The sequence below is a fragment of the Myroides sp. C6-3 genome (assembly GCF_050522425.1).
Taxonomy (GTDB): domain Bacteria; phylum Bacteroidota; class Bacteroidia; order Flavobacteriales; family Flavobacteriaceae; genus Flavobacterium.
This window is the reverse complement of the sequence record NZ_JBMVQP010000043.1, coordinates 1-22,723: the sequence shown is the minus strand read 5'-3', so window position 1 is coordinate 22,723 and position 22,723 is coordinate 1. Positions and strand designations below refer to the sequence as shown.

Here is a 22,723-nt window from a genome sequence, read left to right as displayed (position 1 = left end):
TAAAAACAATGTATTTTTGCTGATATTATCTAAAGTTTTAACCGTATTGCATCTTACACAAGCATTCCGATTATAAACTTTTAACCCCATAATGCTATGACAACAAAAAAAATTGGTATTACATTTAGTTCTTTTGACTTGCTTCACGCGGGTCATATCAAAATGTTAGAAGAAGCAAAACGTCAATGCGATTATTTAATTGTAGGACTACAAACGGATCCCACTATTGACAGACCAGAAAAAAACAAACCTACACAAACTGTGGTAGAACGCTATATTCAGTTAAAAGGTTGCAAATTTGTAGATGAGATTGTTCCGTACACCACAGAGCAAGATTTAGAAGATATACTACGTGCTTTTCACATACACGTTAGAATCTTAGGTGATGAGTATGCATCAAAGAACTTCACAGGCAGAAGCTACTGCGAAGAGAAGGGAATTGAGCTCTATTACAATTCCAGAGACCATCGGTTCTCCAGCAGTTCTTTGCGAAAAGAAGTCGCAGAAAAAGAAAATGGAAAAATGATCGCTATATAATGAAACGCCCTTGAGGCGTTTTTTTTTGTTTATTGTTCGTTGGTTGTTCGTTGAACTGCTGAGATTCCCCTTTTAAAGAAAGTACCTGCTATTTCATAAAAATCTACCGATGACGGATCACAGATAACCGATAACAGTTAACAAAAAAAAATCCTGCTTAGAGAAAGTAAGTTCTGAGCAGGATTTATGTGATAAATAATACGGTTAGAACGGAGTCACTGTATCGTATTTCCTTAAGATTGCAGTGAGGATAACGGTTAACAAATTCTATTGACTTCAAATATTTTTGCAATACAATGAAACTAATCTTTCCTTATTTATCGGTGTAAACAAAAAACAAATATTTATCTTTCATCAGAGTTAAGGGATAGTAAACGCATCCGTTTCATTTCCCCACACTCTACATTTCTTTCGACTAGTGTATAGATCTTTTCCCAAAAAGGAAAATTTCATTTCTACCTAAGGAGCGCTTGATGCAGCCATTGCCCTTTGCGTCTTCCTTTTTTTCAGCTAAAGAGCTAAACGTACCTAATGTGCAATTTCCATTGCCTTTTTACCACTTCGTATACACCCTATAGGAGATACTAAAGTTCGACTTTATAAATATAGTAAATAATACGACTAAAAGCACCTTTTTTATTAAAAAAAAGTGAAATAAAAATAAAAAAACACAAACAAAAGAAAAGCTCGCATTTTTAACAGAAAAAATGTTTCATTTTATTTAACTATTGTTAATTTTTCTTATAATAGTATTTCGTCCTCCTCGCCTATTTTTTCTTTCCTCCCCTATTTATATAATATTTACATGTAAAAAAAGACATCCTACCGTACAAATAAAAAAATACCCGCCCATTTAGACAGGTATTTTTAAGATAAGTAAATAAAGTGCACTCAGTAGCAGTGCCTTTATTGCACACAATTTTAAAAGGTTTTTTTAGCTTTGCTACTTCTAATTCGAAGGTATAGGCGGTTTCATTCTAGATTGTTAGTTACTTATCTCTGGTGTAAACAAACGTTGTTTTTAGGTTAATCGCTCAACCTTATAGTAATACGTGTTCTTCTTCCAAAAAAAACATCGTGTAATAATTCTCTCTACGCGTTTAATACAAAACCCTTCCTGTATTAAGCGGTAGTGTAAAGCAACTGGAATTGTTGATAAGGAGATATAATCTCTACCTCTTTCGCTTTCTTTTTCTAACAAAACTAAAAACTCATCAAAATAATCATCCTGCCTTAACGATTCGAGTTTTAAACTAATTGAATCTAACATTTTATTATTTTTAGTACGTTAATATTTATTGCAAATATATCACAAAAAAAACAATTTAATTATCATATTTATCGCGTTTAACCAAAAACACCTAATTTTACATTATAAAAATACGATTATACTGCCAAAAAATAGAGTTTTTTTTAATTTATAAAATGTAGTTTTTAATAAAGTGCAAAGAATATACCTATTTTTTCATAAAATCGAAAAAACAACAATACAATCTACTGATTGCCAGTGTATTACATGACGTTTATTGAATAATCACATCCTCAATTAACCGTAATTCTCATTCCATCGATATGACTTCTTTTGTATTCTTGCAAAATGAGAATAAAAAAGATTCCTCGGGAAGGGAAAAAATGTTTACTCGGTTTGTTTGTTTGCTCGTTATGTTAAAGAAAATACATTCTATTTCAGTACCCACACACAGTATGTCCCTGAGGCAACGAAGGGTCGCATCCTACGAGTCCTTGAAAAACGAGCAAGGATTGTTGATTGTTGAGTGACGGGTGTTGAGTGACGGATGCGACCTCTCCTTCATCGAGGTAACATAGCGGGGGTGAGTGACGAGCGTTGAGTGACGGATGCGACCTCTCCTTCGTCAAGGTAACATAGCGGGGGTGAGTGACGAGCGTTGAGTGACGGATGCGACCTCTCCTTCGTCGAGGTGACATAGCGGGGGTGAGTGACAAGCGTGATTAATGGATGCGACCTCTCCTTCGTCGAGGTGACATAGCGGGGGTGAGTGACGGGTGTTGAGTGACGGATGCGACCTCTCCTTCATCGAGGTAACATAGCGGGGGTGAGTGACGAGCGTGATTAATGGATGCGACCTCTCCTCCGTCGAGGTGACATAGCAGGGGTGATTGAAGCACTTGATATTTCAGCAAAATCTACCGTTAACTGTTAACTGAGTTAAGACGATAGGAATTAAATCTATAAAAAAAAGCGAAAGAATATCTTTCGCTTTTTTAAGTATACCTCTACTCTATTTTGCAAACTTGCTGTGCCTCATCTCCTGTCCTTCACTTCCAGTTTTGATTCCATTAAATTCCAGCGATCACGCGCAATTCTTCCATCATACGACCTGCTAAACCATCGGCTTCTTCTTGCGTCGGTGCTTCTGTATAAATGCGAATAATCGGTTCAGTATTTGATTTTCTCAAGTGTACCCAGCTGGTAGGAAAATCAATTTTCACCCCATCAATCGTTGTAACTTCTTGGTTTTTATAATTCTCTGCAATGAGTTCCAAAATCATATCGACATTTAACTTTGGAGTCAACTCGATTTTATTTTTACTCATATAGTATTTCGGATACGTCGCTCTTAGCTCAGCGACTGTCAATGTTTGGTTAGCTATATGCGTTAGAAACAAAGCCACACCAACTAAAGCATCACGTCCGTAGTGGGTTTCTGGATAAATAATTCCTCCATTTCCTTCTCCACCAATCACGGCATGGGTTTCTTTCATCAAGGCCACTACATTGACTTCTCCAACAGCAGCAGCTTGATAAGATCCACCGCGCTTCTCTGTAACATCTCTCAACGCACGAGAAGATGATAAGTTAGAAACAGTATTACCTGGTGTTTTACTCAATACGTAATCTGCCACCGCAACAAGGGTATATTCTTCCCCAAACATTTCACCATCATTGGAAATAAAAGCCAAGCGATCTACATCAGGATCTACAACAATACCTAGATCTGCTTGTTCTGCCTTCACTAAAGCACAAATATCTTGTAAGTGTTCTTTTAAGGGTTCTGGGTTATGAGGGAAATGTCCGGTCGGATCACAGTATAGCTCTACTACTTCAACGCCTAATTTTCTCAGTAAAGCAGGAATAATAACTCCTCCTGATGAATTTACTCCATCAACAACAACTTTGAATTTGCGTTTTTGAATCGCTGCAACATCCACTAGTTTCAATTTTAAAACTTCGTCGATGTGAATATCCATGTAATCATTTTTCTGAACAATTGTTCCTAAGCGATCTACTTCTGCAAAAACATAGGCGTCTTTTTCAGCAATATCCAAAATTTCTTCTCCTTCTGCTCCACTTAAAAACTCCCCTTTTTCATTGAGTAATTTTAAGGCATTCCACTGTTTTGGGTTGTGCGAGGCAGTTAAAATAATACCTCCATCTGCTTGTTCCATTGGCACAGCGATTTCAACCGTAGGTGTCGTCGACAACCCTAAATCAACCACATCAATTCCCAACCCCACTAAGGTATGTACTACTAAATTGTGAATCATAGGACCAGACAAACGAGCATCACGTCCAATAACAACTTTTACTTGATCTTTACCTGCTTTATTCTTGATGAAAGTTCCATAGGCTGAAGCAAACTTAACTGCATCAACAGGTGTTAGGTTAAATCCAACCTTACCGCCTATAGTTCCTCTTATTCCTGAAATTGATTTTATCAATGTCATAGTCTACTTTTTTTTTATTCTTCTACAAGAACAAATATAAAACAATTCACTCGCTTATACTTTCAAATACTAAACTAAAAAACGTAAATTTGAGTTTAAAGCGAAACAATGAATTTTTTAGCCCATGTATACTTATCGAATGATTGTGAAAAGAGAGCTATAGGCAACTTTATAGCAGACAGCGTTCGAGGAAAACAATACCTAGAATTTCCCAAAGAAGTGCAGTACGGGATTCTCTTACATCGAGAAATAGACACTTATACAGATGCCCATAGCATTTGGCGCAAGGATAAAAAACTACTTGTGCCGAGGTACAACCATTATGCTGCGGTTATTATCGATATGTTTTACGATCATTTTCTAGCCAAGAATTGGTCTTTGTATCATCAACAACCCTTAGCGGATTACGCAGCGACGTTTTACGCATCATTGCAAGAGAATTTTGAGCTTTTACCAGCAAAAATTCAAAACTTTTTACCCATTATGATCCGAGAAAATTGGTTTACTTGTTACGAAACGATAGATGGTTTGGGATACATTCTCTCACAAATGGATCGCAGAACCAAGGGCATTTCTAAAATGTCTTATGCAACTGAAGAACTAAGAGAACACTATTCGATTCTAGCAACCGATTTTACTCAATTTTTCAAAGAATTAGAAGACCACGTTGTTTTAGTGCAAGAAACCCCTCGTTTCACCGCTATTTAAGCTGTGTTTTAGGCTAAAAAAATATACGGTCTCCGTTACTTTTATCGACTATTTAGGCTATTTTTGCATCATGAAGATTTGGAATAAAAAACGTATTGTATTCTATTTTAAGCAGACCTTTCGGTACGCAGAAGGTATTTTATTTTTTTTAAAATCGATCCTTTCGGATCGCCAATTCCTCTATTTGTCCTGTGTCTTAGTAGGTGCATCGAGTGCCATTGCGGTAACAATTTTAAAGTCGTTTGCCCATGCAGTGTTCAAATTTGCCACTTATATTGACAACATCTCTCATTTGCCGTATACCAATAGTATATTGCCTATTATAGGTATTTTGCTGACTGTTTTTGTTATTCGAAAATTTTTAAACGGCAGTATTGAAAAAGGAACGTATCAGATCATGATTGCGGTGGCCAAGCGATCTGGGGTTATGCCTAAAAAGCAGATGTACTCTCAAATAGTCACAAGCTCCCTTACCGTTGGTATGGGGGGATCACTCGGGTTGGAGTCACCTATTGCTATCACAGGTGCTGCCTTTGGTTCTAATTTTGCTCAGAACTACAAACTGAGTTATAAAGATCGCATTTTACTTCTGGGATGTGGAGTAGCAGCGGGGATTTCTGCTGCCTTTAACGCACCGATTGCCGGTGTGCTTTTTGCTATTGAAATCGTGCTGGCTGATATTACTGTCTCTGCTTTCATTCCCATTATGATTGCCTCTGCAACGGGAACGATCGTTACAGATTTAATTATTAAAGAAGATATTTTGTTGTCGTTCAAAAAACAACTTGTTTTTGATACCTTCAACACGGGATACTATGTTATTTTGGGAATTCTCGCTGGTTTGTTTTGTGTCTATCACGCGCGAATGTTTCGCAAGACAGAAGCCTATCTCTCTACATTCACCAATCACGTTTACAAAAAAGCGATTATTGGTGCTACTATGTTAGCGGTGCTTATCTTCCTCTTCCCTACTTTATTTGGTGAAGGATATGAAAGCATTAAGATACTCGCTGGCGATCATCCCGAAACTATTCTCAACAATACCTTGTTGCGCAATTTTGCAACCAATGATTGGGTCTTGTTGCTCTTCGTTGCTGGAGCTGCTTTGGTCAAAACCTTTGCAGCGGGCTTAACAATGGGGAGTGGTGGAAACGGAGGTAACTTCGCTCCTTCTCTGTTTGTAGGATCTTATTTAGGCTTTACCCTCGCTAAATTCTTTTCTCTTTTAGGAGTGAAAGACATTCCCATTCACAACTTTACCGTTGTGGGGATGGCAGGTGTAATCAGTGGTTTATTTCACGCTCCATTGACGGGTATCTTCTTAATTGCTGAAATAACGGGAGGTTACGGCTTGATGGTTCCCCTTCTTATCGTGTCCTCGATTAGTTTTGCCATTGCCAAACACATGGAAAAGTATTCCATGGATATTAAGTCTATTGCAGAAACAGGGATGGTTTTCACCTCAGACAAAGATTCGAATATCTTATCAACCATTCATGTTCACGATTTTATTCGCAATGATATTCACTTGCTAAAATCGACGCAAACAACCCAAGACGCCGTGGCTATTTTTACACAAACGCAGCAAGAGTTTATTCCTATTATTGATGAAGAACACAACTTGCTCGGCGTCATTAACCTCAACCACGTACGTCCAATTGTATTCAGTACTTTCCAAACAAAATTTACTCCGATAAGCGATCTAATAGAACAGCCTATTACGGTTGCATACAACGATAGTACGAAAAATATTGTCAATAATTTTGACTTAAAAAAGGCTGATTTCGTCTTAGTACAAAAAGACAAGAAGTACTTTGGGTATATCTTAAAAGCAGATATTCTAGAAGCCTACCGCAACAACTTAAAATCGCTATCTATTAATTAATGTCAGACTCGATTTCAAAACAGGGAATCGGTTGCTACAAAAAGTGGAATCACTACGAATCAAACGCAAAAGCAAAGATTGGGGACTAAATAAGGCGCTTCTGCGTGATACGTAATTTGTATAAGTTAGTATGACACGACGTTCATACGAAAGATCGGATTATGGTGCTCATGCACTTGGCGTTCTTGCCATTAGATGTAAATAATAGAGAGTGCCTTTTTCGAGGCACTCTCTGGTAATATAGTATCTTTGCAAGTGTTACTTCCCATTTGAAATAGAACAACAAAACAACAAAACCAAATTCCTTACAAGTAGCCGCTCAAAAGAAATCTTAAAAATAAATCTATTTCAATACAAACACCCAAAGAACTATTCATTCTTTAGAAGAAATGAAAATACACTTCTCCCGTACATTACTAGATCAAATGTACTGATTAATTTAATATTCTTCACTAACAAGCCGTTTCCTTTTAACATTTATTATCCCAAAAAGATACCTTTTATTCGCATTGAGTATATTTACAATACTATAAAACCCACATACTGTCATATTTAGTAGAAATATATACTAAAAAAAAGTTAAGTCGTTTGTAGCTTCTTGTCTTTTTAGTACATTAGCTTCCCAATAAGAAAGTAACTTTCTTAAAAGAAACCTAATATGTCAACTCAAATAGCCATTGATGCCATTCAACATACGCTACAAAACATTAGTGGCAAATGGAGAATACCCATTCTAACGACACTTTTTCAAATTGAAAAAGCGCGGTATTCTACCTTACAACAGCATTTGCCTAAAATTGGTAGCAAGATGCTAACCACAGAACTCAAAGCGTTGGAGCAATTAAATCTTATTGAACGTCTTGTTAGTGAGCCAAGCCTAACCATTTCTTACCAATTGAGTAACAAAGGGCGATCGCTATGGCCTGTTTTAGCCGTGCTTTCTACTTGGGGGGAAGCCGATCTACCCAAAAAAGCAACTGAACTGACTAGCCAAAACAAACACGAAATCAATCATTTCTTAACTATTAACATCTAAAGTCACATGGATTTTATTCAAGAATTACTCTATAAAAACGAGAGTACCACGGCCTTTTTAGATAAAAAAAGAATGGAACAATTCACAGATACGCTTTTTCACTTCTTATTTCAATTGGAAGATAAGCGCTATCATTCTGAACAAGCAATCAACATTAAATTAACGACTTTGAAGAATGAAATGGTTTCCATTTTATTTAGCATCAACCATGATGAAAAGCGTTCACATCAGATTGCCGACGATTTTTTTGAAGCACTACCTTCTATTTATACCTTACTAAATACGGATGCTACTGCAATTTTAGAAAACGATCCTGCTGCTACTTGTTTACAGGAAGTACACATTGCATATCCTGGTTTTTACGCGATTGCTATCTATCGTTTTGCCCATCAACTCCAACAACAGGATGTTCGACTCCTACCTCGCATTTGGACAGAATATGCCCACAATAAAACGGGAATTGACATCCATCCAGCAGCAAGCATTGGATCTCATTTTTGTATTGATCACGGAACAGGAATTGTTATTGGAGAAACCTGTGTGATTGGAACCAATGTTAAAATCTACCAAGGTGTTACTTTAGGTGCGATTTCCGTTTCTAAAGACAAAGCAAACACACGTCGTCACCCCTATATTGAGGACAATGTTGTGATCTATTCGGGAGCGACAATATTAGGGGGAGATACAATCATTGGCCACGATTCTGTAATTGGAGGAAATGTCTGGTTGACCAAAAGTGTGGATGCTAATTCGATCATCTACAGCAAGAGTAAAGTGTACTCCAAATACACTGATAAATATCCAGAGCCTATTAATTTTATTATATAACCACACAAAAAAATTAAATATGAAAGCAAATACAATTTTAGACACCATTGGGCGTACGCCCCATGTCAAAATCAACAATCTCTTTCCATCTACGCATAAGGTGTGGATTAAATTAGAGAAGCAAAACCCTGGAGGGAGTTTAAAAGACCGCATTGCCTTGGCGATGATAGAAGATGCAGAAGCAAAGGGCATCATCAACAAAAACACCACAATTATTGAGCCTACCTCAGGAAATACAGGTGTTGGATTGGCTATGGTTTGTGCGGTGAAGAGATACCAATTGATTTTGGTTATGCCAGAATCTATGAGTATAGAGAGAAGGAAATTAATGGCTGCTTTTGGAGCTAAATTTGTTTTAACTCCAAGAGAGTTAGGAACGGCAGGGTCGGTTGCCAAAGCTACAGAACTAGCGGAGCAAATGGACAATGCGTGGGTACCTCAGCAATTCAACAACTTCTCTAATCCAGAAATCCACCGTAAAACAACAGCGTTAGAAATCATCAACGACTTTCCAGAGGGCATTGATTACTTGATCACAGGTGTTGGAACAGGTGGACATATTACAGGGGTAGCCGAGGTTTTAAAGGAAAAATTCCCTCAATTAAAAGTTTATGCGGTAGAGCCTAAAAACTCTCCAGTATTAAGTGGCGGACAACCTGGCCCACATCCTTTACAAGGTATTGGTGCTGGTTTTATTCCGAAAGTAGTCAATACGGATATTTTTGATGGAATTATTACGATAGACAAAGAAGAAGCTTTCACCTATACCAATCGCATCGCCAAAGAAGAGGGTATTTTAGCAGGTATTTCTACGGGTACTTCCCTGGCTGCTATTGCTCAAAAACTACCAGAAATTGAAGAAGGTGCTACAATTCTAACGTTCAACTACGACACAGGAGAGCGCTATTGGTCTGTTGACGATTTATTCGACGAAAAAGCAGCAGAATACAAAGAGTAATTCTTCATTTTTAGATACATAAAACCGTTCAAAACGCTCGTTTTTGAACGGTTTTTTCATTATTATCAGGCCACCTTCTTCGACGAACGTCTTCTATTCTAATTTTATGTTGTATTTTTGTACCTTAATAAACAGTAAAACTAGAATATGTTAAAAAGAACTTTTCTTCTTGCAGGACTGCTTGTTTTAGGAGCATGTAAAACAATCCCTTCAAGTCAAGTTACTTCAACAACCAACCCTTTACACCAAATTGAGGTAAACGGTAAACTATACGCGGCAGTTTTTCAACAAAACGCGGCTGAGTATCAAGCGTTAGCTGCACAAGCGTTTAATATTGCTACACTTAGAGTAGATGAAATCTTAACGCAATCCCACAATAAACCGTTGGCCATTGTTACGGATATAGACGAAACCTTTTTAGACAACTCTCCTTATGCTGTTGAAATGGCGCGTCAAGGAAAAGTATTCAGCGAAGAAACATGGAACGAATGGACTTCTAAAGGAGAGGCTTTACCTCTACTAGGAAGTTTAGCATTCTTCAACTACGCTGCTTCAAAGGGAATTGAGGTGTATTACATCACCAATCGTACCCAAAATGACAAAGCAGGTACATTGAAAAATTTACAAAAATACAACTACCCTTTTGCAGATGATCAACACGTGATTGTTCGCACGACAGAATCGAGCAAGGAAACGAGACGTCAGAAGCTGAGTGAAACACACGAAATTGTACTGCTTCTTGGAGATAACCTATCGGATTTCTCTACGGCTTTTGATAAAAAAACACAAGAAGAACGCTTGCAAAATGTTAAGAATAATCAAGCCTTGTTTGGCAAGCGCTTTATTGTTTTACCTAATACAGGTTATGGAGATTGGGAAGCTGCTTTGTTCCAATACAAACGCAATTTGACCACAGAAGAAAAAGACGACTTATACAATAAGAGTGTAAAAGGCTTTTAATTTTAATCTAACAAAAAATAAATAACTCGACAAATGAAAAAATTAGTAGCTATTTGTGCTTTAGTAGCATTGCCAATTGCAATTAGCAGTTGTTCAAGTGATGACAACAGTGTAATCCGCAAACCAGATACCTATGTAGGAATATGGGAAACGGATAGCTTGTTCTATACGTTCAACGGTAGAGAAATGAAACACAGATTCAATGAAATGCCAGGTGGTGACGACGCTATTACAAAAGATATCATGACGTTAACAGATGATAAAGCTACAGTAATAGAAACCAATAAAAAAGGAGTGGATCAATCACCTATACAAGGAACTATTGCTGATAAAGTTATTACTTTAACTAGTACAGACCCAAGACACACACCTCGTACAATTAAAGCAGCTACAGACAAAAAACTAACAGTAGAGTACAATATCGATATGAGAGGAGCTGAACTTCCAGTTACCGTTACCTATAATCGATTAAAATAATACAAAAAAAGCCTTCTAAAAGTAGAGGGCTTTTTTATTTGCTGTACTTGGATAGATAACTGTTTCCTACGTGTATTGATAATCTTCAATCATTTGAAAAAAAACAACAAACGTCATGCCTTTAGCCGTGCAAATATTCTGAATGGTCGATAAGGGTATATCATAGGACATCTCCCCTTCTGCTAAAGCTACTTTTTTTATTTTTCTAACTACACTTTCATCTAATAACAACTTTTTTGCAAAAGATCGTTGAGATTTTTCCTTTATCATCCATTGTTTATAAATAAATGTACATATTTTAACACTAATATCTTCCATACTATAAATCAATTAATTGAAATAAAAAAAATGCGTTCGATAGCACGCGTTTATTTATTTTTTTTTATCTTTGATACATCAAATACAACCTCTCGTTCTCCGTTGATCGAAACTGATGTTGTTTCATTTGATCCTGGTCTTGGTATACTGCTACAACAAGTAGCGTATCTCTAAGTCAGATAGGGCTTTATTTTTTTTAAACTTTATTATATACTTTATTTCTAACCGTTTACTACACGACTATTTACACCTGTCGTAGCTCAAGCGAATTAAAATAAAGGTTGTTGAACTAGACAGGGGTTGATGCGCTCATTGCTGTCTATTGGTAGGGCGTTTAATGCCCCCTATCTCCTACCTCAATTAAACTAATATCAAAGGGGATCGGGTATCAAACTTGATGTTTTTATTCTTCATGATTCGCACTCTAAAAATAAAACCTTTCTCGTTGGTATCCAAGAGAAAATCTCCAATAGATGATCTATTTTTTTAAGAGGTACGCATTGGGATAGCTCGGAATAACAGCCGCGCTATCCAATCGATTAGAACACGCAATTTTTCTATTGCGTATACGATATACCTTGGTTGTACACTCCCAGACAAACAAGCGCTAGTTTTTTGTTTGACCTGCTCTTAAACCCTTCGTTTGGAGCAGGTTAAAAACAAGCATCTGTAGCAAAATACATCACACTATTTGTTTAATTTTTAACCCTTATCAACAACTACACTACTCAAGTAAAAAAATGTATACATGTTCTCCGTTCACTATTGTTTGCTGCCCTATGCAATAGATGAAACTAGGAAGCTTCTTGAGCTAGTAGAAACAATCTCATTTTTCATATACGCCATCGCTCATGGGATCGAGCAAGCGTACAGCAATTTAATGCCTATTACACTGTCCATATGATTTGTTTTGGGAGATACAAATCACTTATGAAAACAGGGTTTTAGGCTATTTTCGCTTGCAATTGGTTTTAAATGGTACTAATACACTTGAATTATTTACTTTTAAGAACTTTTCTTCCCTTATCAATTTCCAACTTGTAGGTGTTTTTTTTAACTATTTACCACTAGATTAATACAGAACAAAGGTAAAACTGCACTTTAATTTAAATCTCAACTATTTTATATGATACGATAAAAAGGACAAGTACGGCTGTAGTAAAAGGAAGTAATTTTACTTTGTTAATAAAAAATAAAATGAAAAATAAAATCTTATACTGCACGTTGAATCTGCTATTCACGTTGACTGCTTGTCAAAAGAAATCCGACACACCGCTAGATACTTATCTCGTAACCTCTTCAACGGTAGCTAATCAAAGCGATCTTGAAACCACTTCAGTTAGAGAAGGGTGGAAAAATGTCAACACCCATTACACCTATCATTTTACTGGTGAAATTGACCACAAATATGCTTTTGACTTATACCTCAAAATAGACGAAAACAAGGTTTCTGGTTCTTATAATTACGTCAAATACGAAACTCCAATACCCATTGAAGGAACTATTAACGATACGTATCTTGAATTTACTGAAGCAGCAGGTCATGTTTTCAAAGGGGTTTTTGATTTTAATAACGGCAGGGTTTCTGGCTATTGGACTGATGCAATAACAGGCAATTCGCTGCCTTTTACGATGGCTAATCCCAAGGGGAAAGGTTATCCTCAGAAGGAATATAAGGTTTATGTCATTGAAAAAGCACCTGCAACAGACACCTACTACGTGAAATACATTCAAGAAAAAGATCAATACGACAACGTCATTCAAATTCCACTAGATTCACAGCTATGGGAGAGTGAAAATAGCGATAAATTTGATTTGTACTTGGAGGATTACAACTTTGATGGTTATCTCGATCTTTGTGTTTTTCATCATTTACCTTCTAAACATACGTACTTTTTATACAATGTCGAAGGGTATGATTATATTGAAAACCCATCCTATAATACGCTGTATTCCGTTGTATTTGCCACAGATTTTAGAAAAAAACTGCTCTATGAATACACGGATCACAAAGAGGTACAGCAAAGTATTTATCAATACCAAGCAGGTAAGCTACTTCGTATTTACCACTGCAGCAATAAAAATACACAGGGTGGAAATTCTCTCTTAAAAAAGTATTATCACTATGTCAATGGTAACCAAAAATTAATTAATGAAAGGACTTTTAAGCAACTATATGGACAAAAAGTGCTACAGCCCTTGAACGACGAATAAATAAATTCAGCGTTTCTATTTACACCGTAAAAGCATGTGATTTTTTCTATACCGAAGCGTACGGGAGTAAGACTAGTCGTACTGATTTATATTTGAAATGTTTTTTTCTTATATTTAACATAAAAAAGCATTTTAGCATGAAAAAACTCACCTTACTTCTCGTATTGCTCACCTGCCTAAGTGGATATGCTCAACTACAAAGCTTATCAGGTTTGTTTCAAGCAGGCAATCCACTCTACTTGGGTAATTTTGCAAAAAATCCTAGACAGCACATTAGTTTTGCTACTAGCTTGAAGGGTGAAATGATCTATAAAGAGAAGCTAATTTCTTTTGATTCTTTACGCCTACACAACAATATCTTATCGGATAAAAATCTAAAGCGAGAATACAGTATTCGACATCGCGATTTAAGTCAAATAACACTGATTGCACCTGGAGATAAGGTGTTGCGTTTGTTTCGCATTTATCCTCAAAGTGAGCAACTATTTCGAGAACTAGAACAAATAGAAGGTTTAACTTTCTACGACAACTATATTTCTTTTGATAAAACAGTTATCGATCGCTATAATGTTATCATCCAATACAAGGAAGAGTTTTATGCTTTGCCCAAAAACAAAAAGAAAAGACAACGCATGATTGCCCAAGTTTTTTCGGATACTGAACAACAGGAAACCGTTGAAAAATGGGCACTCACGCATATGTAAGGAACAAATAGAGGCACAAGAATCTATTTTTTATTTGCCATTTGCGTGACAATTTCCTTTAAAAGGGCTTTGCGTTTTGCCACGGCCTCTTGTTCTTTTTGCTTCTTTTTGGTCAATTTATCTTTGACTACTTTTCGATTTGCTGCTGTATTTCTTCCCATCGCTTTTTGTATTTTTCTACTGGCATTTTGTTGTTTACTGCTACAAAAATACACTATTGTCTCCAATTTTCAGGCAGCCTTTGCATCAGCATAAAAACTGTTATTACAGGGTTTTGTTAGTGGTAAGGCAAATTCATTCGAGTACAATACAACTCTTCTGTCAATTTAATTGCGCTACTTTGGTCAGAACAGCAACAATCTGTCTTGTTTATCTCCCCCTTCCATTATTTAATGCGCCAGGAATTTGACTTGTGATTTCATCGTCAAGTACAATAAGTACATAATCTACATTTTGTTTGTTGTACTCGTTTAGTATTGTAAAGTAATCACCTATAAAGTAGTCGAGCTTTTTGGAGTAAATCAATACCGTTGTCAAATCATCTCCTATTTGGTAATCACTGTTATCTGTCAATCGTTTTAGCTTTAACTTTTGGTAGTTTTTGCCCTTTTTTAAATGTTTCTTGACATTATCTAAATCGAGGTTATTTAAGGCTATTCCACAGGCTTTTTTATCGTTCATTCTTCTGCCATCGAGTATTTCAGCACTGGTAGATTTTTGACCTTCTGCAAAAGACAACATCGATCCATGTAAAGATGAAGCCAACTTAAACAAGGACATTTCTGTCGTGACATATACTATTTTATTCCGATCTACCCTCCATGTTTCAACAATGTGATCTTCATATTCTTTAGGCGTAATATGGTCTAAAGAAACACCCAATTGACTAAGCGCAATTGCTTGTTCTCCTTGGGGGATTTCTGTTTGTCCGAAAAAAAGTAGTGGACACGCAAAAGCTACTAAGGTTAACCATTTTTTCATCTATTTCTCTTTTTATGTTATTATTTACTTGCTGTTCTGCGTCTTGGAGTAACACCCGCGTTACGTTTGTTGAGTGAAAACGACACACATCAAGCGTAAAAACGAATATACTTATTAAAATTAACAAAAAATAAGTTAAATTAAAATTATTTATCCTCATATACCTCCACCCTAAAAATAAAAAAAGCAATCTATAAATACATAGATTGCTTTTTCTTCTGTTTTTTTCGCATAACAAGTACGTACTGTAAAACAGGGATTACCTATAACTGAATAATTCCCGCTCCAGATATTCTGCCACTTGCTTGCACAAAATCATTCATCGATTGATTTTGTGCTGTGGTTAGCTTGCTGTAATTAATATCTAATTTTGAACGACTCATCGACAAATCGAATAATTCTTTGTGAATCGCTTTCTGTCTTGCGGCATCTGTTGAACTTTTAAACTCCTCCACCAATGTTACTTCATTTTTGTAAGAAGCAATCACATCTGCTTGGTCTACATCTGGCAACACCAACTCAACAGTTGCTGGCTCTGTAATAGTGCATGGCCCATCAACAATTTTATTTTGCTCATAGTAGCCTTTTTCTTCCTCCTCAAGCATTTCTTCATAAAACGCCAAGAATTCCCGTTTGGTAAAGAACTTATTGAAGAAATTACCAATTGCTTTTTTGTCATAGGTAATTTGTTCCTCTGGGTAAGCTTCCCCTAAAAAATAGGTACAGCGATAAAAATTATTGTCAATAAAAAGAGCGTTCGTTGATTTGATATTGTCTTCATACGGTACACCATCAATTAGGACCTCTCTCATCGTAGAAGCAAATTTGTCAAAATTGCCTTCGGTTGCATAGACCATTGAATAAATATAATGCGGTTCTAAAGTTGGATTGATGATTCCTCCCGTATTATGGTAGAATACATTAAATGCCGTTTTTTGTTCTTTATAGATCAACTCGTGCGTTCCCGTCTTTAATTTGAGTACTTCATATCCAAAGGGAGCTACGGCATAGGTTTTATCATCAATCTCCACGTGTATTTCACGATCCGTAGGATTAGATAAGAAAAAGTCTTGTCTTTTAAAAGGATCATCACAACTGATGAAGGCCATAATTGTCAGTAAAAACATCAAAAATCGTAATTTCATAAGTATTAATTTATTTAAAAAGGGGGGGGCAAAAGTACCGAATTGTATTCCTTTATCCTAAAAGTGTTTCTTTTTTTAGCGCTAATTCCCCTAATTTTTCCTTGTCTCCTACTTATTTTTCACAATCTATAGTGAATTCTAAATTTAAAAAACAATATTTGAGAATAATTACGATAGTTTTAATTATTTTAGCTAAAAAACAACCCCTTATCAAAACTCTTTTCTACATATTCGTCTGTTCCTTAGGGCTGATTTGCGGATGTTTTGCACAAGACAAAACCAACGCAATACTTGAAAAGGAATTTCAAAAACTGGATTCTATCACCGCTAGTAGTGAAATCTACAAGTTACTTCAAGCGATTCAAAGTACCCCTAATACGCAAGATAAAACGAAGCGAATAATTGGATACCATATTCGATTAGCTGATCTATATGCTCAGGAGTTTGATGGATTGAACAAAAAAAGCACCGAATTATACAAACAAGTTTTTCATCTTGCTGAACAAGTAGAAGACCTTTCTTTTCAGACTTATGTCTATTCTAAAATAGGGTTTTACTACTACTCGTATAATCACTATACAGATGCTTATATTTATTTTAAAAAAAGTACCCAAGGTTTAGATCAACGCACTAATGAAGAACTTTTTAATGGGTATGAGGTCTTAAAACAAAATGCCTTTTTTTTTCAGACCCTTGCGGAATATGAGATGAGTACAGCCTTTTTGAATCGAGCCTTACACCTAACTTCCCCCGATTCCAAGTCATATGGTACAATTTTAAATGCATTAGGAATCAACTCTTTGAATACTAATCAATTATTAACTGCCGAAAATTACTTTTTACGAACGAAGCAAAGCGCAATTGACAATCAGGATAGTATTCGTTATGCCAAGGCCCTTGGAGACTTGGCAAGAGTTGAAATCTTGCGAAACAATTGGGACAAAGCAGAACAACTGCTTTTAGAGGATATTGCTATTTCAACCCAATTGGGAGAATTCCGAAACGCCATGTTTGCCCAATTACAATTGGGTAAAATGTATTTTAAGCAGGAAAAAAATGTTTTAGCAAAACAAACCTTACTACAGGTTAAAAACTTTGCCAATAGCAAAACATACCTCAAAATTTACGAAAAAGAAAGCGCCGATTTGCTTTTACAAATTGCAAAATTGCAAAAGAATAAGGAGGAAGAGATCCAATTGTACAGAGAGCTAGATCTACTCAATCTACAAGTAAAAAAAGAGGACCAAGTACAACTGGACAAAATCGCTTTGAACTATCAGTTAAAGGGAATGGAAGGGGAATATAAGATTCAAAAAATGCAACTAGAAAAATCACAGCTACTCCAACAAGCTTGGTTTTTCATTAGTTTTCTATTGATCATTATCGTTCTTCTTCTCTACATTTTATACAGACGTCGGATCAAGTTAAACACCGTTTCTTTTAAAAATAAAATACTCGGTTTTCAATACGACAAAATACAAATAGAAGCAAAACTAGCAGAAGCAAACAATTCTCTCGATTCCTTTCACACGTATATTGAGAGTAAAAACAAACAGATTAGCCAATTAGAGAAAGATATTCTACGCATTCGAAATCGAGATCAAAAAAACTCCCTAGAGGATCTTCTTACTTCTCATTTGATGACAGATGACAATTGGAGTTATTTTAAACAGGCTTTTCGAGAGGAACAAGCAGAATATTACACGAATCTAGTTCGTCGTTTTCCTCATTTAACTGAGTCAAACTTGCGCATTATCCTCTTGCAAAAAATAGGCTTAAACAATCAAGAAATATCGCAAATTATTGGTATTACACCTGATGCGGTAAAAAAAGCAAAACAACGCCTCCGCAAGAAACACAACGAACATGGAGAGAATCCTATCGATTTTACGCACTCTTTAGATGAACAAGATTAATTTTTTTTAATTTTATAACGATTGTCGGATCAACATTCCACTTTAAAACACCTTATACCCGTAAAATACCAAGCCATTTTACACACGAACCTCTAATCAACACAAGCTTATGCAGAACAAAATTGTAAAATTAACGGCTCTATTCGTTGGCTTTCTTGCCTTACCTCTTACCTCTTCTTGCACGGAAGATAACTGTTCTGGAATTGCTAATTCTATCCCTCCCTTTGAGTACTTAGCTATTTAATTTATAGACCCGGAAAACAATGACGTTTTGTTAGAAGCATCCTCTATCCAACTAAATTCCGCGGATAAAATGGAAAAAATAGATTATGGTACTGGTTCTACTCCTTTTACTGGTTTTTGGATAGGAAAGAAAAACCCAATTACCTCAAATACAATTGATATCTCTTATGAGAATGAAAAAATAGCAGTTCTTGAGTACAGCAAGCAAAAAGTACAAACGGAATGCAATGGTAATTTATATCTCTTACATCGCAGAAGTATTCGCAGTGTATCAAAAAAATACGTCGTAGCAAATCACAGAGAAGAAGCTATAGCTGATCCTATACGCATTAGAGTATTACCTTAAAAAAAGCTACTGCTTGCTTCTATTAGAATCCGATTTATTAGTACTTTAGTCATTCTTCAATGACACCTTAAATCAAGGTTCTAATTCTCCATTACATGAGACAATTTCTTCAAAGAAAAGACATTCAACTTTCAAGCAAACGATACTTTATTGATGCGATGGGAGCGATGGCCTATGGCTTATTTGCCACCTTACTCGTGGGCACTATTCTCAAGACAATAGGAGAAGAGTTTTCAATTTCCTTTTTGAAAGAGGTCGTTTGGCCTTTTGCCAATCAAGCAACAGGCCCTGTGATAGCACTTGCCATTGCGTATAGTTTACGAGCCCCACAGTTGGTTTTATTTTCATCCGCTGTTGTAGGGGTAGCTGCTTATCAATTGGGTGGACCACTAGGTGTATTTATTGCCACTATTCTTGCCGTTGAAGTAGGAAAAGCAGTTGCAGGTGAAACGAGAATAGACCTTGTTATTACCCCTATGGTTACTGTTTTAGTAGGAGTAGCCTTAGCCCAACTGATTGGTCCGAGTGTCGATCAGTTGATGCAGTGGATCGGGCAAGTTATTGTACTTTCAACAGCAGCTAATCCCCTCATTATGGGAATAGTGATAGCAGTGGTAGTAGGTCTAGTTCTGACCTTACCTATCTCATCTGCTGCCTTGTGTTTGATGTTGCAATTGGACGGTTTAGCAGCAGGAGCCGCCACCATAGGGTGTTGTGCTCAAATGATTGGATTTGCCACAATAAGCTATAAAGACAACGGTATCAAGGGTTTAGTAGCACAAGGTTTAGGCACAAGTATGTTACAAATACCCAATATTTACAAAAATTGGAAGATCTGGATTCCGCCAACCTTAGCGGGAGCAATACTTGGTCCGATAGCTCTTTTGTTCTTTGATATGCAAAACACCGCTTTAGAATCAGGCATGGGAAGCTGTGGATTAGTGGGGCAAATAGGAACGTTTAATGCCATGAAAGACTCTTATTCTACCACTTATATCCTCTTCACTATTGTAAGTTTACAGTTTATATGCCCTGCAATTCTATCCTACCTGATTTACGCTGTCATGAAAAAGAAACAATGGATCAAAGATGGAGATATGAAATTGTTCTAAGCAGTGAAGCTATCACTAAGAAGGTTTGATTCTTTCCTCATTTGCTAATGGAACTATCCTAATAGAACGTTAGATGAATTGAAATATCGAAGGAATCCTTCACAATACAAAAAAAGACTTAGCTAGTTACAACTAAATCTTTTTAGTATCATTTTACTTCTATACTTGCTAATTCCTTTTCTATAATTTATAAAATAAATTCTTTATCCAATATGTATTTTTCTTTTTCTAAACGATCTAACATTTGGGAAATAGCCAATACAAAATTTTCTTTTAAAAATAGTTTTAAACTTCCTAAAGTGGATATCTTCTTTATTATCTATACTAACACTATTCGTGTTAAGAGTCATAGTCAAATACTCCTAAAAATTGAATATTATCTGTACCTTGTTTCTGATTAACGTATTTATAATTATAAATAGCTACTACAGAATTACATTGAGAATCACTAGTATCTCCAACCTTGTAAATAAATGATTCTGAATAAGATATAGGATCCAATAACTCCTTTACACTACTAATATTATTAGCACAATAGGCCTCTTGAAAATCCTCGTCATAATACTCTATTTCAAAATCATCTATAAAATTTGATCTTGGTAAATCTTCTAGTTCTGAATATCTAAATTCAAGATACTCTTCTAATTTTTCCTCTGTAGTAAAATTAGCAAGCCAAATAGAAACTTTATTTTTTATATCAATGATGTTTTATTTTTATCCATCTGGTAAAGCATCTGCTCCACCTTATAGTCTATAATCTGCCCAATTATTTAGTATTCTAACAAATTTTTTATACTCTAATGATGTATCTATCATTTCCAAAATTTCGTTATGAGCCTCTGTTGAACCCAACCCTCCATGTTTTCCTATTTAACAAATTTCACATCTTTAGTAAATGTTCTTAAATCTCTTATCTTTTCAAATTTAACACCCAACACTTTTAAATACATCTGCTCGGGAGCGAGCTAAAGTATAGAAGTAATCCGCTAGGATACTTAACGGCTCAAAAAAACCAAAAGAGCTGTACCTTTAGTTTTTGATACAGCACTAATTTCCAGATTAAACGGTCTGAAGTTCAATAAATCTTAAACAGTTATCTGTATTTTTCTCTATTAAATCTTTTACTTTTTCATTTACTACTATTCCTCCACGTGAATTCATGATCTCTTCATTTGCCTTATCTATCACAATTCCCCAATGTGTATATGTTACGAAATCCTTATTATCAGATATTATTTTCAATATATCTTTTTCTTCAAAATTTAAACCATAATATTTTTTACTTACCATTTTTAATAAATCCTCATTGTGATGCCCATATTTAATATAATTATAAGGTTCTCCTCCTCTAGGGTATTTTTCAGGAGGTTTAGTTGGGTCCCAAGATTGCCAGTCAATCTTGATAAATTTTTTAATAAGTATTTTATGTCTCTTAAATGTACTCCTTACATCATGAATTAAAAACAAATCAAACAATTCTTTCTTTACAACTAGTTTCTGACTATCTCCTACATATATGTCTGGGATATATGGTCCTATCCTTTCTATTATATATGGATCAATATCATTATAATTTTCATCAAATGTTTTCAATAATCCTGCAAATAAAATATTGCCATAGTCTCCCCAAGGCATTTCTCTATTTTTAATTAAGTAATATTTCATAATCTTAATGATATTTTTTCTTATTGTATCTTCTTTGGTGCGTTTTTTTAGATCGTATTTTTCTTTTATACTGTCTAGCATAATCTCTAGATGATAATGGAATATTATGTTCTATCATCATTTTCTTTAATTGAGACTGAATCCCTTCTAATGTAAGGGGTTGTTTATACTCTTTCAAGTTATGGTACCATTCTTTAAATTCCATATTCCTCCTCCTGGCCCCTCGTGTATTCTTTTATGTAACGCTGATTCTATAAAAGCTCCTTGTCGATCAATGTATTTTTTCCCATTGTTCCTTCCAGCAAGTTTGCCATAAGTTCTTGCCGTCAAAGCATTTAATTCTTTCATAAAGTTCACATCTTCTAACATTTCTTGTGGAATTAGATGATGCCAAGGCATTTCTTTTCTACCACTTAACCCAAAAACATCCAACCAACCATTCACATCCCCCACATACCCATACAAGGCCATGCCACCTGCAAGACCTATCGGATCCTGTGAAATATATAGCCCCGTATTAGAATCATAATATCTAAAACGGTTGTAGGCTAGTTGAGTCTAACTCCTTGTTTATATTTGTAAAGTAAGGAGTCGTTGAATGCTGAAGCATTTCTTTATCAAAGTATTGTCCTTGATATAAGAACGGAACAAAATCGTTATCTCCTTTAATGCATCTACCATAGATGTCCAACTCTCGATGCCCAACTTCTTTCCCCTCACTATCATAGGCGTGGGTTGGAGCTTTCGAATTCTAAAAAGACTTAGCTATTTACAACTAAGTCTTTGAGAGTTAAATACAAGTAAACTTTTAATATATAGTAAGCATACACAAATCATCGTTGTTAAGTTTTCTATTTTTTAACAATATATAATTTCTTAATTTCAATGTATCCATAAAACAAACATTCTAAGTTCAACAAATAAGTGCAACTCAAATTAAATCATTGGGGGCTAGCCCCCAATGATTAGCCAAGTGCTAAAT

24 protein-coding genes are annotated in these 22,723 nt (G+C 35.6%); 15 read left to right on the top strand and 9 right to left on the bottom strand.

The genetic code is table 11. The annotated features are described in order from the left end of the window. The first annotated feature begins 96 nt into the window (after window positions 1-96). Complete coding sequence (locus ACPDG9_RS14545; protein WP_182649978.1) at window positions 97-537, top strand: adenylyltransferase/cytidyltransferase family protein; 441 nt, start codon at window positions 97-99, stop codon at window positions 535-537. Between the two features lie 1,021 nt (window positions 538-1,558). Here the strand turns inward: ACPDG9_RS14545 and ACPDG9_RS14540 are convergent. Both ACPDG9_RS14540 and glmM read right to left on the bottom strand, forming a co-directional pair. Further along, window positions 1,559-1,807 carry a hypothetical protein gene (locus tag ACPDG9_RS14540; RefSeq protein ID WP_430528446.1) on the bottom strand — a complete coding sequence of 83 codons (249 nt, stop codon included), beginning with the start codon at window positions 1,805-1,807 and terminating at the stop codon, window positions 1,559-1,561. A 1,049-nt stretch (window positions 1,808-2,856) separates the two neighbouring features. Beyond that, window positions 2,857-4,245 carry a phosphoglucosamine mutase gene (gene glmM, locus ACPDG9_RS14535; RefSeq protein ID WP_430528445.1) on the bottom strand — a complete coding sequence of 463 codons (1,389 nt, stop codon included), beginning with the start codon at window positions 4,243-4,245 and terminating at the stop codon, window positions 2,857-2,859. A 108-nt stretch (window positions 4,246-4,353) separates the two neighbouring features. On the opposite strand from glmM, the gene ACPDG9_RS14530 reads away from it, so the two are divergent. From ACPDG9_RS14530 to ACPDG9_RS14500, 7 genes are all read left to right on the top strand, one after another. Beyond that, a complete protein-coding gene (locus tag ACPDG9_RS14530) occupies window positions 4,354-4,953 on the top strand; it encodes an ACP phosphodiesterase (RefSeq protein WP_430528444.1) in 600 nt (199 codons plus the stop codon). A 70-nt stretch (window positions 4,954-5,023) separates the two neighbouring features. Further along, complete coding sequence (locus tag ACPDG9_RS14525; protein WP_430528443.1) at window positions 5,024-6,838, top strand: chloride channel protein; 1,815 nt, start codon at window positions 5,024-5,026, stop codon at window positions 6,836-6,838. A gap of 658 nt (window positions 6,839-7,496) precedes the next feature. Next, entirely contained in the window at window positions 7,497-7,874 is a 378-nt protein-coding gene (locus tag ACPDG9_RS14520) for a winged helix-turn-helix transcriptional regulator (RefSeq protein ID WP_430528442.1), read from the top strand. Between the two features lie 6 nt (window positions 7,875-7,880). Then, window positions 7,881-8,702: a serine O-acetyltransferase gene (locus ACPDG9_RS14515; protein WP_430528441.1), complete on the top strand. Its 822-nt coding sequence runs from the start codon at window positions 7,881-7,883 to the stop codon at window positions 8,700-8,702. Between the two features lie 19 nt (window positions 8,703-8,721). Beyond that, on the top strand, window positions 8,722-9,660 hold the full coding sequence (cysK, locus tag ACPDG9_RS14510) for a cysteine synthase A (protein ID WP_430528440.1): 939 nt from the start codon (window positions 8,722-8,724) through the stop codon (window positions 9,658-9,660). A gap of 147 nt (window positions 9,661-9,807) precedes the next feature. Then, on the top strand, window positions 9,808-10,620 hold the full coding sequence (locus tag ACPDG9_RS14505) for a 5'-nucleotidase, lipoprotein e(P4) family (protein ID WP_430528439.1): 813 nt from the start codon (window positions 9,808-9,810) through the stop codon (window positions 10,618-10,620). 33 nt (window positions 10,621-10,653) lie between these two features. Further along, window positions 10,654-11,097 carry a hypothetical protein gene (locus tag ACPDG9_RS14500; protein WP_430528438.1) on the top strand — a complete coding sequence of 148 codons (444 nt, stop codon included), beginning with the start codon at window positions 10,654-10,656 and terminating at the stop codon, window positions 11,095-11,097. Window positions 11,098-11,163: 66 nt separating this feature from the next. Here the strand turns inward: ACPDG9_RS14500 and ACPDG9_RS14495 are convergent, their stop codons facing one another. Beyond that, window positions 11,164-11,415 (bottom strand): transcriptional regulator, encoded by a 252-nt coding sequence (locus tag ACPDG9_RS14495; protein WP_430528437.1) that lies wholly within the window; start codon window positions 11,413-11,415, stop codon window positions 11,164-11,166. A gap of 30 nt (window positions 11,416-11,445) precedes the next feature. Here ACPDG9_RS14495 and ACPDG9_RS14490 point away from each other — a divergent pair, with 30 nt between their 5' ends. The 3 genes from ACPDG9_RS14490 (at window position 11,446) to ACPDG9_RS14480 (ending at window position 14,333) form a co-directional block, all read left to right on the top strand. Next, window positions 11,446-11,589 carry a hypothetical protein gene (locus ACPDG9_RS14490; RefSeq protein ID WP_430528436.1) on the top strand — a complete coding sequence of 48 codons (144 nt, stop codon included), beginning with the start codon at window positions 11,446-11,448 and terminating at the stop codon, window positions 11,587-11,589. Between the two features lie 1,023 nt (window positions 11,590-12,612). Continuing rightward, the gene (locus ACPDG9_RS14485; protein ID WP_430528435.1) at window positions 12,613-13,629 is read left to right on the top strand and encodes an XAC2610-related protein; all 1,017 of its coding nucleotides are present in this window, start codon (window positions 12,613-12,615) and stop codon (window positions 13,627-13,629) included. Window positions 13,630-13,766: 137 nt separating this feature from the next. After that, a complete protein-coding gene (locus ACPDG9_RS14480) occupies window positions 13,767-14,333 on the top strand; it encodes a hypothetical protein (protein ID WP_430528434.1) in 567 nt (188 codons plus the stop codon). A 23-nt stretch (window positions 14,334-14,356) separates the two neighbouring features. On the opposite strand, the gene ACPDG9_RS14475 is transcribed toward ACPDG9_RS14480, so the two are convergent. The 3 genes from ACPDG9_RS14475 to ACPDG9_RS14465 all read right to left on the bottom strand — a co-directional run bounded on the left by ACPDG9_RS14475 (window position 14,357) and on the right by ACPDG9_RS14465 (window position 16,459). Next, the gene (locus tag ACPDG9_RS14475) at window positions 14,357-14,494 is read right to left on the bottom strand and encodes a hypothetical protein (protein WP_430528433.1); all 138 of its coding nucleotides are present in this window, start codon (window positions 14,492-14,494) and stop codon (window positions 14,357-14,359) included. 208 nt (window positions 14,495-14,702) lie between these two features. After that, window positions 14,703-15,314: a hypothetical protein gene (locus ACPDG9_RS14470; protein ID WP_430528432.1), complete on the bottom strand. Its 612-nt coding sequence runs from the start codon at window positions 15,312-15,314 to the stop codon at window positions 14,703-14,705. 263 nt (window positions 15,315-15,577) lie between these two features. Next, window positions 15,578-16,459 carry a hypothetical protein gene (locus ACPDG9_RS14465; protein WP_430528431.1) on the bottom strand — a complete coding sequence of 294 codons (882 nt, stop codon included), beginning with the start codon at window positions 16,457-16,459 and terminating at the stop codon, window positions 15,578-15,580. 158 nt (window positions 16,460-16,617) lie between these two features. On the opposite strand from ACPDG9_RS14465, the gene ACPDG9_RS14460 reads away from it, so the two are divergent. From ACPDG9_RS14460 to ACPDG9_RS14445, 4 genes are all read left to right on the top strand, one after another. Then, entirely contained in the window at window positions 16,618-18,375 is a 1,758-nt protein-coding gene (locus ACPDG9_RS14460) for a helix-turn-helix transcriptional regulator (RefSeq protein ID WP_430528430.1), read from the top strand. Window positions 18,376-18,484: 109 nt separating this feature from the next. Continuing rightward, entirely contained in the window at window positions 18,485-18,619 is a 135-nt protein-coding gene (locus ACPDG9_RS14455; protein ID WP_430528429.1) for a hypothetical protein, read from the top strand. 69 nt (window positions 18,620-18,688) lie between these two features. After that, window positions 18,689-18,964 (top strand): hypothetical protein, encoded by a 276-nt coding sequence (locus ACPDG9_RS14450; protein WP_430528428.1) that lies wholly within the window; start codon window positions 18,689-18,691, stop codon window positions 18,962-18,964. Window positions 18,965-19,059: 95 nt separating this feature from the next. Next, window positions 19,060-20,076 carry a PTS transporter subunit IIC gene (locus ACPDG9_RS14445; RefSeq protein ID WP_430528427.1) on the top strand — a complete coding sequence of 339 codons (1,017 nt, stop codon included), beginning with the start codon at window positions 19,060-19,062 and terminating at the stop codon, window positions 20,074-20,076. Between the two features lie 339 nt (window positions 20,077-20,415). Here ACPDG9_RS14445 and ACPDG9_RS14440 read toward each other — a convergent pair whose 3' ends face one another. From ACPDG9_RS14440 to ACPDG9_RS14430, 3 genes are all read right to left on the bottom strand, one after another. Then, the gene (locus ACPDG9_RS14440; RefSeq protein ID WP_430528453.1) at window positions 20,416-20,754 is read right to left on the bottom strand and encodes an immunity 22 family protein; all 339 of its coding nucleotides are present in this window, start codon (window positions 20,752-20,754) and stop codon (window positions 20,416-20,418) included. A gap of 381 nt (window positions 20,755-21,135) precedes the next feature. Further along, window positions 21,136-21,822 carry a hypothetical protein gene (locus ACPDG9_RS14435; RefSeq protein ID WP_430528426.1) on the bottom strand — a complete coding sequence of 229 codons (687 nt, stop codon included), beginning with the start codon at window positions 21,820-21,822 and terminating at the stop codon, window positions 21,136-21,138. A gap of 93 nt (window positions 21,823-21,915) precedes the next feature. Continuing rightward, window positions 21,916-22,212, bottom strand: a complete 297-nt coding sequence (locus tag ACPDG9_RS14430; protein WP_430528425.1) for a hypothetical protein — start codon at window positions 22,210-22,212, stop codon at window positions 21,916-21,918. Window positions 22,213-22,723: the final 511 nt, after the last annotated feature.